General features: G+C 47.5%; 17 protein-coding genes. 12 read left to right on the plus strand and 5 right to left on the minus strand.

Features of this window, described 5'->3' with window-relative positions; all coding sequences use genetic code 11:
* The first annotated feature begins 53 nt into the window (after window positions 1-53).
* The 6 genes from E8L90_RS24225 (at window position 54) to E8L90_RS24250 (ending at window position 5,988) form a co-directional block, all read left to right on the plus strand.
* The gene (locus tag E8L90_RS24225; protein WP_137031675.1) at window positions 54-557 is read left to right on the plus strand and encodes a hypothetical protein; all 504 of its coding nucleotides are present in this window, start codon (window positions 54-56) and stop codon (window positions 555-557) included.
* 413 nt (window positions 558-970) lie between these two features.
* The gene (locus E8L90_RS24230) at window positions 971-1,195 is read left to right on the plus strand and encodes a helix-turn-helix domain-containing protein (RefSeq protein WP_137031676.1); all 225 of its coding nucleotides are present in this window, start codon (window positions 971-973) and stop codon (window positions 1,193-1,195) included.
* Window positions 1,196-1,215: 20 nt separating this feature from the next.
* Entirely contained in the window at window positions 1,216-1,743 is a 528-nt protein-coding gene (locus tag E8L90_RS24235) for a hypothetical protein (protein ID WP_137031677.1), read from the plus strand.
* 586 nt (window positions 1,744-2,329) lie between these two features.
* A complete protein-coding gene (locus tag E8L90_RS24240) occupies window positions 2,330-5,005 on the plus strand; it encodes a YhgE/Pip domain-containing protein (protein WP_137031678.1) in 2,676 nt (891 codons plus the stop codon).
* Window positions 5,006-5,138: 133 nt separating this feature from the next.
* Window positions 5,139-5,384, plus strand: coding sequence for a hypothetical protein (locus E8L90_RS24245; RefSeq protein WP_137031679.1), 246 nt, complete (start codon window positions 5,139-5,141; stop codon window positions 5,382-5,384).
* A gap of 58 nt (window positions 5,385-5,442) precedes the next feature.
* Window positions 5,443-5,988: a hypothetical protein gene (locus E8L90_RS24250; protein ID WP_244297378.1), complete on the plus strand. Its 546-nt coding sequence runs from the start codon at window positions 5,443-5,445 to the stop codon at window positions 5,986-5,988.
* Between the two features lie 47 nt (window positions 5,989-6,035).
* On the opposite strand, the gene E8L90_RS24255 is transcribed toward E8L90_RS24250, so the two are convergent.
* Window positions 6,036-7,427, minus strand: a complete 1,392-nt coding sequence (locus tag E8L90_RS24255) for an MFS transporter (RefSeq protein WP_137031681.1) — start codon at window positions 7,425-7,427, stop codon at window positions 6,036-6,038.
* 108 nt (window positions 7,428-7,535) lie between these two features.
* Complete coding sequence (locus tag E8L90_RS24260) at window positions 7,536-7,961, minus strand: MarR family winged helix-turn-helix transcriptional regulator (RefSeq protein ID WP_137031682.1); 426 nt, start codon at window positions 7,959-7,961, stop codon at window positions 7,536-7,538.
* A 169-nt stretch (window positions 7,962-8,130) separates the two neighbouring features.
* Between E8L90_RS24260 and E8L90_RS24265 the strand changes: the two genes are divergently transcribed.
* Window positions 8,131-8,784 carry a glycosyltransferase gene (locus tag E8L90_RS24265; RefSeq protein WP_137031683.1) on the plus strand — a complete coding sequence of 218 codons (654 nt, stop codon included), beginning with the start codon at window positions 8,131-8,133 and terminating at the stop codon, window positions 8,782-8,784.
* A gap of 201 nt (window positions 8,785-8,985) precedes the next feature.
* Window positions 8,986-9,378, plus strand: coding sequence for a hypothetical protein (locus E8L90_RS24270; protein WP_341870818.1), 393 nt, complete (start codon window positions 8,986-8,988; stop codon window positions 9,376-9,378).
* A gap of 108 nt (window positions 9,379-9,486) precedes the next feature.
* Here E8L90_RS24270 and E8L90_RS24275 read toward each other — a convergent pair whose 3' ends face one another.
* Window positions 9,487-10,908, minus strand: coding sequence for a M23/M56 family metallopeptidase (locus tag E8L90_RS24275; RefSeq protein ID WP_137031684.1), 1,422 nt, complete (start codon window positions 10,906-10,908; stop codon window positions 9,487-9,489).
* Between the two features lie 4 nt (window positions 10,909-10,912).
* Entirely contained in the window at window positions 10,913-11,287 is a 375-nt protein-coding gene (locus E8L90_RS24280) for a BlaI/MecI/CopY family transcriptional regulator (protein WP_137031685.1), read from the minus strand.
* 172 nt (window positions 11,288-11,459) lie between these two features.
* Between E8L90_RS24280 and E8L90_RS24285 the strand changes: the two genes are divergently transcribed.
* Entirely contained in the window at window positions 11,460-12,068 is a 609-nt protein-coding gene (locus E8L90_RS24285; protein ID WP_167497620.1) for a class I SAM-dependent methyltransferase, read from the plus strand.
* A gap of 46 nt (window positions 12,069-12,114) precedes the next feature.
* Here the strand turns inward: E8L90_RS24285 and E8L90_RS24290 are convergent, their stop codons facing one another.
* On the minus strand, window positions 12,115-13,653 hold the full coding sequence (locus E8L90_RS24290) for a hypothetical protein (protein ID WP_137033586.1): 1,539 nt from the start codon (window positions 13,651-13,653) through the stop codon (window positions 12,115-12,117).
* A 144-nt stretch (window positions 13,654-13,797) separates the two neighbouring features.
* Here E8L90_RS24290 and E8L90_RS24295 point away from each other — a divergent pair, with 144 nt between their 5' ends.
* The 3 genes from E8L90_RS24295 to E8L90_RS24305 all read left to right on the plus strand — a co-directional run bounded on the left by E8L90_RS24295 (window position 13,798) and on the right by E8L90_RS24305 (window position 18,208).
* Entirely contained in the window at window positions 13,798-15,201 is a 1,404-nt protein-coding gene (locus tag E8L90_RS24295) for a sigma-54 interaction domain-containing protein (protein WP_137031687.1), read from the plus strand.
* A gap of 205 nt (window positions 15,202-15,406) precedes the next feature.
* Entirely contained in the window at window positions 15,407-16,756 is a 1,350-nt protein-coding gene (gene gabT / locus E8L90_RS24300) for a 4-aminobutyrate--2-oxoglutarate transaminase (protein ID WP_015893916.1), read from the plus strand.
* 27 nt (window positions 16,757-16,783) lie between these two features.
* The gene (locus E8L90_RS24305; protein ID WP_137031688.1) at window positions 16,784-18,208 is read left to right on the plus strand and encodes an aldehyde dehydrogenase family protein; all 1,425 of its coding nucleotides are present in this window, start codon (window positions 16,784-16,786) and stop codon (window positions 18,206-18,208) included.
* Window positions 18,209-18,425: the final 217 nt, after the last annotated feature.

Here is an 18,425-nt window from a genome sequence, read left to right on the forward strand (position 1 = left end):
ATAGTTTAAGGTTGTGTTCAGATTTTCCATTACCAAGATACTAGGGGGATAATATGAAAAATTTAATTATTGAGGAAGGACACTCAATAGATGTAATTAAGCTTGGAATGACTAAAGAAGAAGTCGAGAGATATGTTCAGTTGAGTAAGAATGATTCTATTGAAGGGCATTTTTATGAAGATGTTCAATGCGAATATGATGCAGATGGAAAAGTGTCTCATATTCATATCTCCAATTCATTGAAAGACTATTACTATTGTTTGTTTAGAGGTATTAATGTGTTTAATACGAAAGCAAGTAAGCTCGTAGAAATACTAGATAAGATTTCACCGTTCGATAGAAATGAAGAGGCTTCTTTAGGCTACTCATATACCTTTCCGCATTTGGGATTGTCCCTTTGGAGAGGAAACGTACTTAATGATAAGGATTTAGAAGCAGATTGGTTTAAAGAACTTAAACCAAGTATACAAGAGGATGAGATGAAGAATTTGTATTTTGAAACTGTAAGTATTTATTCGATTTCTAATTCCCCAATTGATAATGCCGGTAATCCTTAGCGTACAGGATACCGGCTTTTTTTCTGTCATCCAGGGCTTAGCGTACAAAATCCGCATTTTGTTGGTGGTACCCCTATGATATGCAGACAACCAAGCCGCTGGTGGTATGTCGCTACTAAGAAAAGTTGAATCTTTTCTTATGTTGGTTGCCGCCGGTCTTTCCATTCGTCAACTTCTCGAGGATCAATAATGAACAAATTTTGCAGGACGATAGTTACTTCTGGCTACCACCTACTGATGGAAAGGTAATCCACTGCGCCTGGTGACAAGCTAGAAATACCATCGTTAGGGTAAAATTATAAAAAAAGGAAATATTTACATGTATCAGAATCGTTTGTAAAATATAGTAAGCTTGTTGTTTTCTTGTGTTATTGCTAAGGAGGAGTAGATTTAATATGGGGGAAGACACGATAGTGCGACGATCATTACGTTCTGAGATTCAAAAAAATGTAAAAGAGAATGGATTTACGCTTAGCAAACTAAGTGAATTGAGCGGTATTAGTACCGGACATTTGAGTGAGATGCTAAATAGCAATCCGCTGCGAGCCATAACGGTGAGCCAGTTGGATGCTATGGCTACCGCTTTTGCGTATGTAAACGGAAAAACGGACAGGGATGAAACTGTTTTCCGATTCTAATTTAAGGGAGGAGTATATTTATGAAAATGAAAGCGAAGATAATTCTAAGCGGCTTACTCGTTGCTGCTATATCAGTCACTGGCGTGTCCGTTTTCGCCGGTAAGAGTGATAAAGCTGAATACAAAGAGTATCTGAAACAATACACAGAAGAAAAGCTTACTCTTGCTTACGATAATGCAACATCTGCATTGGGTTTTGACGACAGCGATTATCAACTTTTCACGGCAGATAGTAGTGAAAAGCCGGAAGACATGACAGAGGATGACTATATTTTATTGCGAATGACGATGGGACAAACCATTTTCGACACTAACGAAATTGAGCAAGGGGATTTTGCTCCCGCAATTTATGTGAAAAATAGTTTGGATGAAGCTGTTGTTTTGGTACAGAAGAAGAATGGCGAAAGTAAAATGTTTGTGTACGAAAAAGATGATAGCGAAGAATTCAAATGGAAGTTAGTCGACAAAAAGGAAGCTAAAGGTGATGAAGTAGAAATACCTGAACAGAAATCATTCGAACGATTCGTGCAGGAAAAAGCATCAAATTAGTGTTTGAAATGAGGACGCGAGAAATCGCGTCTTTTTCTTTTCTCAGTACCCAATTGATTCCAAGAATTGGACATAATATGAATATGATTGAGATAACTTTTAAAAAGGAGAGACGAGCCTTCCCCAGGAAACCGTAGGCTTTCGGTGGACAAGATTCTTTGTCTTTCTAAAGATCTCTCGTTTAATACGCTCGAGCTGCCTGTCATCCGATTCTGGCCGGGAACTTTACGGCGCTACCAGTGCTTCTGATTCCTGGCAACACCTGTAGCTGCGATCGGGGGGACGACTTACGCACGCCGTACGCCTGGTTGCTCCTCCTGTGTTCTGTGAAAATAAAATTGACATACTAAAAGGTGTGGAGGAAATGGAGAGGTATCCTTCGCGAGTCTAATAAAATGTGGACTGGAGCTTTGACTTACTGAGTCCTGTACATTGAGGAAGCCATTACTAGGAATTTGTCCATCATAAATTGGCGTGCAGCTGCTCATGATACTACTGACAGCTCATTCCCGATCATTTCCTTCCATGGTAAACTGTCATGTAAGTGTCATGCTTCATCCATTCTTTCTTACTAGGTGGTACATACATGCGGTCTATATGGAAGATTTACAAAACGGACTGGATTAACATTTTCAAGGTCCCGACTGGGATTTTTCTGATCATCGCCATCATTCTCCTTCCTTGTTTATACGATTGGATCAACATCAAATCAGTATGGGACCCTTACGCCAATACGCAAGGGGTCAAGGTGGCGGTGACGAGCGAGGATCAGGGAGCTACGGTTGGCGATAAAAAGGTTAACATCGGAGACGAGCTCATAAAGAGCCTGCATACCAACCAGAAACTAGGGTGGACCTTTGTGGACAAAGAAGAGGCCAGAAGGGGCGTGGAGCGGGGCGATTATTATGCCAGCATCCTGATCCCGGCTGACTTTTCTACAAAAATCACGGGAATTGTCCATGGCAACCTGAACAAGCCCGAAGTGATCTATACGGTCAATGAAAAAGTGAACGCCGTCGCTCCCAAAATCACCTCGTCAGGTGTTTCGGCGATTGCCAAGCAGATCAATGAGAGTTTTACGGAAAGCGTCAGTGAAGCCTTGCTCACGAAGCTTACAGAGATCGGCATTAAAATTGAAGAGCAATTGCCGACCATCCGCAAAATCGAGAGTGGCGTTTTCCAATTGGAAAAAAGCCTGCCTGAGATTCATGCCGCAGGGCAAAAAGTATTGGAGATTGAGAAGAAGCTTCCCGAGATTCATGAGAAAGCGCAGATCATTCTGGAAGTGGAAAAAAGAATCCCTGAAATCAATCAAGCTGGGCAGGCCGTGCTCAAAATTCAGCAAAACTGGTCGAAAATCAATGAGTCGGCGTCTGTCATTATCGCGATGGAAGACAAGCTGCCGGTGATTGAGCAAGCCGTCGGACGAATTGAAGAGCTGGATCAAAATTTTGATAAGGTCGCAAACGCAGTGACGACGGCCACAGAAAAAGCGAGTCAGGCCATTGAGATCGTTTCAGCTGCTCAAGAGGTGTTGCCGCGTATCGCTGATTTGACTGATAAGGGTGCGTCTGTTGCCGATCAGCTCAATGACTTTTTTGCGAAGCATGACGGTGCCTTTGAAACGATTGCACCGCTGATCAAGCAAAATCTCATGCTAGCCCAGCAAGCTACGGATGCACTCACTCAGCTCACAGACAGGCTGTTGCAAATCAATCCGGATCGCTTGCCTACTGCGAGCGAGGTAAATGCCGTGAAAGACAGGTTATCTCGAGCCGCGAATGTTTTGGGGCATACCGCATCGCTTGTAGAGAAGGTAAACAGCTATATTCCTGGACAGCCATTGAGTCTTTTCGCGGAGAGGCTGCGAACGATTGAGAACAGAATGAACCGGCAAATCGAGATTCTCGGCATGATTGCAAGCGCGCTGGAAAACGGCAAGCAGCCCGCGAAAGACTTGGTCGAGAGCCTGAATCAGCTCTCAAAAAATGTCAGTGCGGAATTGGGAGACATCCTGTCCCGTTACGATAGCGAAATCGTCCCGAAAATATCCGAAGGCATTGAAAGGCTGAAGGTCATCACAGGAGAATCTGCCGATCTACTGCATAAGGCCCAAGAAAAGCTTCCGGATATCGAAGCGATTCTCCAAGAGACAAAGACGGGCCTGGAGCTGGGATTGGCAGAATTGAAGCGAATCCAGCAGGAGATGCCGCAAATACGGGCGCACGTCCACGAGCTCGCTCAAACGCTCAGAAGCAAGTCGGATGCTTTTGCAAATGCCATTCGCGTAGCAGCTCCGTTCTTGAAGGGGAATCTTCCTACTATCGGGAAGAAGCTCGACGAGGCAGCGGCATTCGTCCAGAACGATTTGCCTAAAGCGGAGGCGAATTTGACCAAGCTGGCTGATTTTGTGCGCAACAAGCTCCCGGAGGTGGAGGCGGGCGTCCACCGAGTTGCCTCATTGGTTCGCGACGATCTGCCCAAGCTGGAGAGTGCCATTGGACAGGCCGCCAACAAGCTGAGAGAAGTAGAGGCGAACAACAACTTCGCCGAGCTTGCCAAGCTATTGCGCGGCGACATTAAAAAAGAGAGCGAATTCCTCGCGAGTCCCGTGCAGATCAAGGAAAACCGCCTCTATCCGATTCCGAATTATGGTTCGGCCATGTCACCTTTTTACGGTGTATTGTCACTCTGGGTAGGTGCCACCTTGCTGATTTCCTTGCTAAAGCCGAATGCAGAAAATCCCGGAGGAGTGTACAAGCCGTATCAGTTGTACCTAGGTCGCTTGGGGACGTTTGCGACAATCGGACTGTTTCAGGCGTTGTTCGTCACGCTCGGTGATATTTACATCCTCGGGGCCTATGTAGCGGATAAAACTCCGTTTGTGTTATTCGGTATGCTGGTCAGCCTGGTGTTCGTCACGATTACGTACACGCTGGTGTCTGTTTTCGGCAACGTGGGCAAAGGCATCGCGATCATCTTCATGGTATTTCAATTCTCCAGTTCGGGCGGTACGTTCCCGATCAGCATGACCTCACCGTTTTTCCAAGCGCTGAACCCATACATGCCCTTCACGTATGCGATCAGCCTGTTACGTGAAGGGGTGGGCGGCATCCTCTGGGAAACGGCGATTCGAGATATACTCGTACTTTTCGGCTTTATCGGTATCAGCCTGTTTGTGGCGCTCGCACTGAAGCGTCCGTTGAGCGGAATCATTGAAAAGTCGATGGAGAATGCGAAGAAGACCAAGATTATTGGGTAAAGGTTACATGATGGAATAGAGCAGGGTGTCCCCACGTAGATATCACTACTGGAGGCACCCTTTTTTTAAGGACAAGTAATTGTATGGCTTGGTAAAATATAGGGGATTCCTGAATCGTAAAGGGGAGTGAACCATGGGGAGATGGTTTGGATACATTCTACTGACGATTTTGATAGGCGGTGTGTGCTTTTTTGTCATTACTCCACAAATCACCTTGATATTGGGTATGTTCGTCATTATCGGAACCCTGTTTTATATTGTACACATTTTGAAAAATGAATTGTCCAGAGTAGTCGAGGATCGGCTGGAAAGACGATTCCACAAGATAGACAAAAGCCTGGAGGAATTAAAAACCCTGTACAAGCAGGAGACTGAATAGGGATGTATCAAGGTCGGCCACCTCACGAGACGTACGTTAAGAACTGAAGGAGGTGAAAATGGTGTTTGAAAATAAAACTAAAAAATTTCTTGCTTTATCATTTTGTAGTGTTGCTATTTTGAGTGCTGGGAGTTTTCTCGGCTATCAAGCTTATGCAAATGATTTGTCTAAAAAGGAAATTCTTGAGCAAAAGAAAAAGGAGTATCAAGAATTAGTGGACCAAGATGATCCTAATGCTCCTAGCGAAGAAAGGGAAAACGTTAAAGAGATGGGGTGGGAAGTAGGAAAGCTCCAAAAAGAACGTAACCCCGAAAATCCTGAAGATATATTAAAACGTAAGTTAGCTATTTTCAAAGAGATGACTCTCATTCATGAATCAAGTTATGAGGGTAGTGATGTAGATTTAAGTGACCCAAAAGTGATCGAAGTTTTAGATCAAATAGAACAAAGAAAACAACTCGTTGAAAAATTTGAAGAGAAACTAGCAGCGTACAAAAACAAAATAAACAAGGCAAAGCAGTCTAAAGACGCCAAACAAGAAGCAGAACAGTTATTACAAGAATTTCAAGAGGAAAAAAGTGCTATTAGTATACAAAACGAGTAATAAAACAAGCCGCCGACGAAAAATTCGTCAGCGGCTTTTCGCATCATCTAGGGTGTCCCTTTTTCTTGAACAGGCACAGAACCTGTCGCCAGTCGGGCAGCAGATACCAGCCCCAGTATGACGATGAACGTCTGAAGGAGCAGAGAAACAGTAATCCCAACAGAAAGTGAAAACGCAAAGGCTGTCATCACAGATACGATAGCTCCTCCTACCCCAATGACAATCGCTGGCGTGAACGTATCCGCGATAGATAGTTCAGCAGATACTTTTCCCTCTTCACCAGATTTCGCAAGAGAAAACGCAATCGCACCGCTTGTCGGGTGAGCCAAACCGATTCCGAAGCCCATAATGATCTGGCTAACAATGGCGACGACGACACCGAAAAGGTCTTGTTGAATCAACGTCAGCGGTACGGTGCATGCGACTCCGATAAGCATAATAACGAGACCGATGATAATTCGTTTTTTTCGACCGGCCCCTTGGTCTTTCTTATCCAGCTTTGCTTGTACATTGGCTGCCAGCGACCAACTGATTGCTGCGGAGGCAACAGCTAAACCAGCTTTGTCGGCGGTTAATCCTAAAATCGAGGTGAGTCCAAGGACGAGATACGTTTGTGTGCCGTAATAGGCAGCGACAAATAGCCCCCGAGACGCGATGACAGCAGGTAAGCCTGGACGTGCGAGAAGCGTCCCTTTAGGCATCAGCTTATACAACGGTACACTAAGGGAGAGCAAACCCGCGATGGATAGCAGGAAACCGTAGATCGAGGGAATTTTGCCGAGTCCAAAAAGCAAGGCACCAGTCCCTAGGGCCAAGAAAAAAGGCAGAAGAAGACTACGGTTGTTTGCCGCGCTTGCCTTTGGCGGTTGTAAGCCTCGAAATGAAGGGGTGGTTAAGAGTGCAGACAGAAAGATAAAGGGAAGGATCAACCAGAAGACATATCTCCACGACAACTGTTCAGCAATAATCCCGGCGACATACGGTCCGAACAGGCCTGGAAGAATATAAGCACTGGAGAAGACAGCAAGAATCTGAGGACGAAGAGAATCAGGGTACCGCAAAGTAATCATGGTATACACGCAATTGACCAAGGCACCGGCTCCGAAGCCTTGCATCACTCGCCCAAGCAGTAAAGTAAGCATATCTGGCGCAATGGCAGCAACGACAATGCCAACAGCAAAGAGCACGATCGTGACAATGAAAGGTTGGGCAGGCCCTTTTCTATCGACGAATTGACCTGTGACCACGGTTCCAATCAGCTGAGCCAACAAATAAGCGCTGAATACCCACCCATAAAGATCCTCACCTTGTAGCTCTCGGGAAAGAGCGGGGGCGATTGTCGTGACGGCCAAGCCTTCAAATGCTGTAGCAGTTACCACCAGAATAATACCAATCGTCAATGCTCGGTAATGCGTGCTCCAAATCCCCTCTGTGCTCATTATTTTCACTCCTTTTTGTATATAGATGCTTTGAAAAGTTGTTGTAAAAACTGTTGTTATAACAACTAATTATATACAAAAAATGACATCCTGCAATATGTTTTCTTTTTACAAGTTTTTCACGTTCTCATAAATGATATTGAGTGTTCTTTGAAATTGGTTCACTTCTTCTTCCGTCAATCCTGCAATGGTTTTCTCGTACGCTTCAATGGAGGGGGGAAGGACCTCGTCTTTTAAAAGTCGCCCTTTTTCCGTCAGATAGACACGAAGGGAGCGGCGATCCTTTTTATCTGTTTCGCGATGAATGAACCCTCTTTCTTCCATGAGAAAGAGCATCCGCGCGATATTCGTTTTATCCTTGTAGGTGCGTTCTGCCAACTCGTTCTGGGTCAGACCCTCTTCTTCCCATAACACGACAAAAATCATCCACTGATCGATAGTAATGTTATACGGATTGCATACTTTTTGATAATAGTTGTTCAGTTTTAAATCCGTTCGTTTCACGATGACGCCGATATACTCATCCAATCTCATTGCGAAACCTCCTAGGTTTGGCAGTCAGGGCAACTGTTGATAAGACAACTATAAGGATGCTTCCGAAATGTGTCAATTTGCAGGGCTGATGTATTAGACGCATGAAAAAGCCAAATTTGCTCAAAATAACAGCGGGATTCACTACTTATTAAAAAAGGAGAAGGGATAGATGACTTCAATGCTCAGGAAAGCAACAGTGTTGATGATTTGCGTGGCATTACTTGGTTTGCCGGGAATGGCAGCAGCCAAGGAATCGCAAGGAAATGTACAGCAGAGAGAATGTATAAAGCCAAAAGAAGTAAAGCTGCAAGGGGATATGCGCAGGCTCTGGATTGACCATTTGCTGTGGGACCACACCTATATGGTAAGTGCCCTGGCAGGGTTGGAAGACAAAGACGCCGTAAAAGCACGACTTTTGAAAAACCAGGTAGATATCGGGAACGCAATGAAGCCGTTTTACGGAGAGGAAGCAGGTAAAAAGGTTACCGAATTGCTGACCGAACATATTACGATAGGCGGCAAAATCATTGACGCAGCCAAAAAAGGCGATCAGGCTACTGTGGCAAAGCTTGATAAGGACTGGCACCGGAATGCGGATGATATCGCCAAGTTCTTAAGCAGTGCCAACCCCAATTGGACCGAGAAGGAACTAAAAGAGATGATGTACGTGCATCTGAAGCTGCTTACTGATAATCTCCAGGCGAGATTGAAAAAAGACTGGGAAGCGGATATTGCTGCGTTTGATCAAGGTGAGGATCATATCATCTCATTCGCTGATGTGCTGACAGCAGGCATCATTAAGCAGTTTCCGAATCAGTTTTAACTAAAGGCGTACATGAAATGAGCGGACACCAGCTAGTGGGGTGTCCTTTTTTTTGTGAAATGAATGAAAGAATTGTTTTGATCCAAAATAACAATGGAACCTATTACATACCGATAACAAGGAGAAGACCAAAAAATACTTCCATATTCAGGAGAGCAACACTGTTGATGATTTGCCTTGCTTTGCTAGGTCGTACCGGTAATGGCTGTAGCCAAGGAATCACAGGGAAACGCCCAGCAACATGGAGAGGAAGCAGGCAACAAGCTCGGCAAGCTTCTCACAGAGCATATTGTCCTTGCAGGCAAAATTATTGATGCTGCGAAAAATGGCGATCAGGCGAGTGTGGCAAAGTGGTTCCGGAACGCAGATGATATCGCCAAGTTTTTGAGCAGCGCGAATCCCAACTGGACCGAAAAGGAACTAAAAGACTTGCTGTACAAACATCTGGAACTGCTCACCGGAAATCTCCAGGCGAGATTGAAAAAGGACTGGGAAGCAGACATTGAAACTTTTGACAAAGGTGAGGATCACATCATCACATTGGCGGATGTACTGACAGCGGGCATTATTAAGCAGTTCCCGAATCGGTTCTAAAAGAAACTTCCCCATGGCACTTTTCTGCCCATTGGTCAATCATTCCAAATAAATAAAAACGATGAAAACCCATCAGATGTTCTTAACCTGATGGGTTTCATAATGAGGTTATTGCTGTGTTTTCGAATGTTCCAGCAGCTTCGTCGGATCAACGGGTGTACCATTTTCGAGAATTTGGAAAGCAAGATGCGGTCCCGTGCTGCGTCCCGTACTTCCCAACAGCCCAATGAGCTGGCCTTGGGTCACAGTAGCGCCAGCGGTGACCTCCAGCTTTTCCAAATGAGAATAAACGGTTTGATACCCGCCTTCATGCTCCAGAATGATCTGGTTGCCTTTCCCTGTTTTTGTATCGTACTCAGCTTTAACCACTTTACCAGCCGCGGCTGCTTTGACTGGAGTGTTCAGGCTGTTGATTACGGACAGGCTAGTTTGATCAGGTGCGCTTATCGTTTCCCCTTCTGCTGGTATAGCGAAGATGACCTCATTCCCTAGCGCTGTTTTTGCATTAGTCAAAGTGAAGACGCCTAAAGCCAAGACGACCACGATACCAGATAGGGTCCACGAATACGCTCGTTTTTGAAAGTGACGAATCATTTCTATTCTCCTTTTCACCTGTTTTTTGGAGCCGGAGAACCCGGCTGTAAAGCGAATCTGTTTGGGCTCGGCATACAGCTCGAGCATTTTGATCATGGTGTAACCGTAGCGAGGTACCTCTGTCTCCTGCAAATAAGTCAAAGCCAAGGCATCACAAGCCATTTCTTGATCCTGACGCATGCGGGAAGCAGCGTACCATAACAGCGGGTTAAACCAGTTGAGAATCAGCAGCACGGTCATGATGCTGTTCACAGGAATATCTCGTCTTTTCCAATGGGCCAGCTCATGCAAAAAGATGTGGCGCAGCTCATGCTCGTTGAGCTTGTCCAAAAGATTTGCTGGCAGCCAGATTTGCGGTCGCCAGATTCCCATCAAGGCAGGGCTTGTCATCTGATGACTCATGCGCAGGGGAATGGATTTGGTGATGCCCATCTGTTTTTGGCACTGGGAAAAGACGCTCAAAATAGCTTCATCCTGTACAAACACATCATTCGTTAGCTGAGAGAGCAATCGGTATGTACCGCGAGTCATGGTGATAGCGAAAATGGCGACACCGCTGATCCAGATGAGGGAGAGCAGGCTAATCCAGGAAAAGCTCGCTTCGTTTGCTATAGAAGCAGGGGCAGATTCATGTAGATGTAGTGCCTCAGTAGCAAGAACAATCGGTTCCGTAAGCGGGTGTGCTTCCTGCATGGATGTCCAGGGCGAAGTAGGCAGCCAGTTATACAAACTGATGGTGCTGTCTATCGACCAAGGAACCGCGAGCTTCCAGAGAAGCAGGAACCATACGGCATGGTGCCAGCGGATGGAGAAATGCTTTTTGCCGAGCTGCTGGCAGAGCAAGATCAGGATCACAAGAAGACTAGCCTCGATGGAGTTATGCAGTGTCCACGTAAATGCCTGGTTGAGGGTGAGTGTGAGCCATTGCCAATCCACCAGCTTATTTCTCCTTTTCGGAAAGGATGCTTTTCAGCTCGTCAATCTCTTGGGACGAGAGCTTTTCTTCTTTTAAAAAGTGGACCAGCATGGGCTTCAAGGCTCCGCCGTACACGCGCTGCAAAAAGGATTGCCGCTCTTGGCGCTTGCATTCTTCCTCGGTGAGCACAGGAGAGTAATAGTAGACGCGGTTGACCTGCTCATAGGTGAGAATACCCTTTTGCAACAGGCGGCTAAGCAAGGTTTTGATTGTGTTGTCTTTCCACGTCTTGTTGTCTCGCAGGGCGTGGATGACATCGGCTGCGGTAGCGGGTGACTTTGCCCAGATGACCTTCATAATCTCCCACTCGGCATCCGAGATTCGTGGTTGCTCGTCCAAGTAAGACACCTCCTTCGATTACATTTGTAGTCGTTGGTTCTGTTTAAAGACTACACTTGTAGTCAAGGGATGTCAACTATCATTTTTGTAAATAGGTTCCATGTGACCGTCGTTGGAAGATGACGAGCGAATTGGTACACTAAAGAAAATTCGGATAAAGGCTGTGATAGATATGAATCTGGCCGAACAGTTTGGCGATATAGATATTTACTTGTTTGATCAGTTGTTAAAGGGACGGGTTACGAAGGAAATGCAGATACTCGATGCTGGTTGCGGCTCGGGGCGGAATTTGGTCTACTTTTTGCGAAATGGCTATTCGGTGTACGCGGTTGACCAATCGGCAAAAGCCATTGAGGCTGTACAGCGGGTGGCATCGCAATTGGCACCGAACTGGTCAGCTGCGCGCGCTCGTGTGGAACCGATTGAGAGCATGAGCTTTGAAAACGAAAGCTTTGATTTCATCATCAGTAATGCCGTTCTGCATTTTGCCGAAAACGAAGAGCAATTTCGTCAGATGCTAGACGAGTTGTGGCGGGTACTGAAGCCAGGAGGCATTCTATTCATGCGTCTTGCTTCCTCGATCGGGATTGAGGATGCTGTACAGCCGCTGGGAAATGAACGTTATTTGTTGCCGGACGGAAGCACCCGTTTTCTCGTAAATGAACAGACAATGGTGGGCATGACGGAAAAACGGCAAGGTGTGTTCCTAGAACCAATCAAAACGGTGAATGTAGCCGGACAGCGCTGCATGAGCACGTGGGTAATCAAAAAGAATGGCTAAGCACAAAAAGCCGCCCTCCTGTAGGAGAGGCGGCGTCTTTTTTTACTCAAAAATCACGTGTCTGATCAAAAATAGCAAAAAGCTCGTCCACATCTACTTCTACACCCGCAGTAGCCAAATTCTGTTTTGCCGACTGAAGCAGCTCATCGAGCACAACGAAAATTTCTTCCCGCTCAACCGTTTCAATAAAGAAAGTCCGGCGATCCATTTTGTTGAAAGTCTCTGTGTACTCTTTGACCCATGTACGCAAAGCCGTTTGTATTTCTTCTGCATTCGTTGCGTCTTCCTTGCTTTGTTTTTCAAGCGCACTGATCGCGGTGCTCATTTTTTTATAGAGACTGGCGGCTTTGTTGGCGTGGGTTGTTGAGATGTGCTCCCTGCCATCCCAATCTCGAAACGGATTGGTCAAATTATTCGCCAGCCATTCAGGCTTGCGCGGCTTGGTGATGCACAAATCTAGCCCGTTTTTCACTTCTTTTTTGTAGGCGGCTTTAATGGTCTTGGCCGCTTCTGCTGGGAGGCTTGTCATCCAGAGACTGGAGAGCTTGGGACATTGATCTGGCGAAGGGAACTCGTCCCCGGAGAAGCCGAACAGATCGTAGGTAGTAAACGTCAGCAGCTCCTTCAAGTGCTTGATACTGCCCAGATTGCTGAGGGTACCAGGCTTGCCCCGCAGACGGATTTCCTGGAGCGAGGGATACCGCTGGACGAGTGGCTGCAAGTCCAGCTCCACCACATTATGGAGATCGAGTCCTCCTAGCTGGTCGAGTCCGCGGTGAAGCGGCAGCGAATCTGAGAATGAGGCGGTCAGCCAATGTCCATCCTGTTCGGCTTCTATGAGTAGGTTCGGTGAAAGCGACTTACCCAGTATGAGTTTTCTTAGACCATCGTTCAGATGCAGTGACTCCAGCCCGTCCGCGTTGTGGAGAGAGAATTTACTGAGGTGGCTTCCTGTCAGATCAAGAGAGGAGCCATTGGTTTTTTCCAGGTGAAGCTCCAGAATAAACGGATTGTTTTTGACAAAGGCAAGCAAGGAATCCGTGAGCTCCTCTGCATAGATTCTTGTCAGGCAAGGGAGCTTTTCCAATTCAGAGATGTCCGTCAGGCTTCGCAGGGTGTCAGCATGAATAACGTTGTTAGATCGGCGCAGGCTCTCCCCGCCCAGCGAGATCATCGTGTCATCCTTTGCGGCCTGTTTGAACTGCTGGCGACGTTCCTCGGGAATTTGATTCCATTTGTGTTGACGGTACAGGCTCCCTCCGACATCCCAACTGCCGTAACTCTTTGTCTCTTCTGTCACGAGAGGTGGTACATTCCCTACTTTTATGTAGCCTTTGGGTACCGCTGGATCAACATAGATGTGATCGAGCTTGTTGCTCCAGAAGAAGAAATCGCAATATAAGGGCTTCATCTGGTACAGCTCTGATTCATCAGGCAATGTATCGCTGCTCCAGTCCAGCTTGAGGATACTGATGAGGCTGGATTTACTCGTGCCCGGATCCTTTATCGATGTGACCTGGCAAGCTGTGTACTTTTGCAGCTTCTCGACAAAAACGCAATAGATGTCTCCGGCTGTGGGTGTCATTTCTACCATCCTTTCCATCTCGCAAGGCTTGTTATTATCGCCATTTTTACATATTTTTCATAGGTTGTCGTTGTTCTTGCTGTTTTCTATAATGAAAAAATAAACACAGATCGGATACAACGGCGTGTGAGAGGCGGCGAAGAGATGAAGAGAGAAGAGAGCACAGAGAAGTGGATGAGCCGCGTATTGGAGGCCATTGTTGAAACGTCTCGCGATCATTTGTTAATCACGGACCCTGAGGGCTACATCCGGCTGGTTGGCGATTCGTCCTATGAAATATACGGCATTGGAAAGGAAGAGCTCTTGGGCAAAAACGTTATCGAGATGGAAAAAAGGAAGGTCTTTTCTCCATCTGTCACGCGAAAAGTCATGGATGCCAAAACAACGCAGACGATCATGCAGGAAATACCCGGGGGTCGAAAGCTGATGGTGACGGCTTTTCCCGTCTGGAACGAGGATGGCAGTATGCATTCGATTATTAGCTATTCCCATGACCTGACGGAAATTCTGGAATTGAAACATCGCTACGAGGGTCTGACAGAGCAGCTCAAGCAGTTTGAAACCGAGATTGAGGAGCTGCGCGAAAAGCATCAGGAGGGCTTCGTGGCAGTGAGTCAGCCGATGCAAGCCATTGAGCGTCTCAGCAAAAAAGTCGCGGCTGTCGATTCGACAGTCCTGATCCTCGGGGAATCGGGGGTCGGGAAAAATGTGATCGCGAAAGAAATTCATCGCAATAGCCGTCGGGCGGGTGGGCAATTCGTGGAGATCAACTGTGGCTCGATCCCGGAGGGCTTGCTGGAATCGGAGCTGTTCGGCTATGAGGCGGGTTCGTTTACAGGAGCCGCCAAGCAGGGCAAGCAAGGGATTATCGAGATGGCGAACCAAGGAACTCTCCTCTTGGACGAGCTGGGGGAACTGCCGCTGACGTTGCAGGCCAAGCTGCTGAAGGTGATTCAGGAAAAACGGCTGCAACGCGTTGGGAGTACACAGTACCGCGACGTGGATTTTCGTTTGATTGCCGCCACCAATCGCGATTTGGAGAAGATGGTGAAGGAAGGGAAGTTCCGGCAGGACCTGTATTTTCGCCTGAATGTTGTCCCCATCTACGTCCCGCCGTTACGAAATCGCCCAGAGGATATCGCGGCTCTACTAAAGCGCGTCGTGCGCTCGCTCAATGAACGATACGGAATGGACAAGCGCCTGGACCCTGCCGTGACACATGCCTTGATGCAGTACGAGTGGCCCGGTAATGTGCGCGAGCTGGAGAACGTCTTGGAGAGAATGGTGGTCACAGCGGACGAAGAGGTGATCACTTCTTTGCATCTGCCTGCGGAAATCAGGTTGGCAGGGGAAGAGCAGGCAGCCATGGAGCCGAGTCTGGCTACTTCCAAGATGTCGCTTCGAGAGGCACTGGAGCAGGTAGAGGAAAAATGGCTGCGCTATGCATCCGAGCACTGCCGGACCACGGGGGAAATCGCAGAGTTTCTCGGCATTAGCCAGCCTTCTGTCGTGCGGAAGCTACAAAAGTATCAGATTCGCTCCAGATGATTCAAAAATGAATCGTTTATTCAAAAATGAATCGAACATTCTGGTGTTTTGATTCATTTTTGAATAATTCGATGTGACCGTAGTGCCAAAAACGTGATTTCATCAAGTTCTGTTGGTTTGGCATAGGTATTGCAATATATTTTGGTTGAGATTACAAGCAAGCAATCCAACCAATACCATCTCGAACGAGGAGAGTTGAAACGATATGTCCAAACAACGTCAATTTGTAAACGTAGCTGCTGGAGTGCCAGGTCCAAAGGGAGCGGCCTTGATTGAAAAAAGAAAGCAGTTCGTTCCAAAAGGTGTCGGCAACAACACCCCTGTTTTTGTTGAGTCAGCTTCCGGTGCATTGGTTACGGATGTTGATGGCAATACGTACATTGATTTTGCCGGAGCGATCGGTACACTGAATGCCGGACACTGCCCGCCAGAAGTAGTTGAGGCACTAAAAGCGCAGCTCGACAAATACATTCATCCTTGCTTCCATGTAGGCATGTATGAGCCATATGTGGCCTTGGCTGAGAAGCTGACGCAAATCACCCCAGGCAGCTTTGAAAAGAAGACGATGCTCGCAAACAGTGGGGCTGAAGCAGTCGAGAACGCGGTGAAAATCGCCCGCAAATACACTGGACGCCCAGGCATTATTTCCTTTAGCCGCGGCTTCCACGGTCGTACGCTTCTCGGCATGTCACTGACATCCAAAGTGAAGCCGTACAAATTCCAGATGGGCCCATTTGCTCCAGCTACGTATAAAGCGCAGTTCCCGTATCCACTGAACAAGCCAGAATCCATGACAGATGATGAGTACGCGCAATTCTGCGTGCGTCAGTTCGAGGACTTCCTCTTGACGGAGGTGGCACCGGAAGAAGTGGCTGCTGTGATTATGGAACCGATTCAGGGAGAAGGCGGCTTTATCGTTCCACCTGTGTCCTTCGTTCAAGGTGTTTATAACATTTGTAAAAAGCATCAAATCTTATTTATTTCTGATGAGATTCAAACAGGCTTCGGTCGTACGGGCGCCATGTTTGCTTCTACCCATTTCGGTATCGAGCCAGATATCATCACCATGTCCAAATCCATCGCGGCTGGCTTGCCCATCTCTGCGGTTACGGGACGCGCAGAAATCATGGACGCGCCAAACCCGGGTGAGATCGGCGGTACCTATGGAGGAAGCCCGCTTGGCTGCGTAGCGGCGTTGGCAGTCATTGAGAAAATGGAGCGCGAAGACCTGTCTGGCCGTGCACAGGTGATCGGGGACAAGATCAAGGCGCATTTCCACGCGTTGCAAAAAGAGTTCCCTGTAATCGCAGAAGTGCGCGGACTGGGTGCGATGTGCGCCGTAGAATTTATCGATCCTACAACCAAACAACCAGCGAAAGAGCTCGTTGCTGGCTTGACCAAAGGCTGCTACGAGTCTGGCGTCATCGTGCTTTCTGCTGGCGTCCACAGCAACGTACTGCGCTTCTTGTCTCCACTGGTTATTACAGACGAGCAACTGGAAGAGGCGCTGGACATTATGACGGATGTTCTGAAAAGCCAATACGTGACGAACTAAAAAAGCCCGAGGGGGGTCTCCATACTCATGAAAAAGCATCTCTACATCAACGGACAATGGAAAGAAGCAAAAGAATACGCACCGCTCTACTCCCCTTATTCCGGGGAGCTGGTGGCTGAAATCGCTCAGGCAGATGATCATGACGTCGACGAGGCAATTAAGGCGGCAAAAGCCGCTTCCAAAGTCATGGCGAAATTGCCAGCGAGTCAGCGCGCCATGATATTGGAGCGTGCCGCTGCGATTATGGAAGCACGCAAGGAGGAATTGGCGGTTATCCTCGCACAGGAAGCCGCCAAGCCACTTCGCACGGGTCGTGTAGAAATCGCTCGGACGATCCAGACCTACAAGTTCGCAGCAGAAGAAGCGAAGCGCATTCACGGAGAGACGGTGCCGCTCGATGCAGCACCGGGTGGTGAAGGACGTCTTGCTTTTACGGTACGCAAGCCGATTGGCGTAGTCGGAGCGATCACGCCTTTTAACTTTCCATTCAATCTCGTGGCGCACAAGGTCGGTCCTGCCATTGCCGCAGGAAATACCGTTGTGCTGAAGCCAGCGAGCCAGACGCCGCTTAGCTCGCTGATCCTGGCCGATATTTTCGCAGAGGCAGGCTTGCCGGCAGGAGGGCTCAATATTTTGCCTGGAAAAGGCGCAGTCGTAGGCGAAAAGCTGGTCAGTGATAGCCGGATTGCCGCGATTACGTTTACCGGAAGTCCTGCGGTTGGAATCGCCATGAAAAACAAAGCGGGACTCAAGCGCGTGACCTTGGAGCTTGGCTCCAACTCTGCAGTGATCATCGACCACAATGTGGAAATCACGCAAGCGCTGATTGATCGTTGTGTGACGGGTGCCTTCTCCTTTAGCGGTCAAGTATGTATCTCGCTGCAACGGGTTTATATTCACGAGAGCAAGTACGGAGAGTTCCTGGAGAAGTTCAAGGCTGGCACAGAAAAGCTCGTGCTGGGTGATCCGTTAAACGAAGAGACAGACATGTCCTCCGTGATCTCCGCCAAGGATCATGAACGCATGGGAGCATGGGTACAGGAAGCAGTAGAAGCAGGCGCACATGTCGTTACTGGCGGAAAGCCTGTCAGTGACAACCTCTTTGCCCCTACGATTCTGACCAATGTGGGCGCAAATGTTGCTGTCTCTTGCCAGGAGGTATTCGGCCCAATCGTAGTCGTTACACCGTTTGAGACGATGGACGAAGCGATTGAAGCGGTAAATGACTCCCGATTCGGTTTGCAGGCAGGCATCTATACGAGTGACATTCATGCGGCTATGCGCGCAGCAGAAGAGCTGGAGGTCGGAGGCGTGATGATCAACGATATTCCGACGTTCCGCGTAGATAACATGCCGTATGGCGGGGTAAAAGACAGTGGCTTTGGCCGCGAAGGCATTAAGTATGCGGTCGAGGAACTGACCGAACTAAAATTAATCGCGATCAAGCTGTAACAGCGAAAGACGGGCCCGATGAGGTCCGTCTTTTTTTGAAAAGAGCTTCTTGAAGGGTATTTTTGTTAATTCCATAAATTGTCATAAATGAAACCGCTTCATATAGTTGTTTGGTATAGGTGGTTATGTTAGTCTTGCGTGTAGGAGATAGACTATGTTCATTTTTGCGGAAGAGTGTTGCTTACACTTTATTTGTTGCGCAGATGAAATAGTCGTT

The sequence above is a fragment of the Brevibacillus antibioticus genome, from assembly GCF_005217615.1.
In the GTDB taxonomy this organism is placed as follows: domain Bacteria; phylum Bacillota; class Bacilli; order Brevibacillales; family Brevibacillaceae; genus Brevibacillus; species Brevibacillus antibioticus.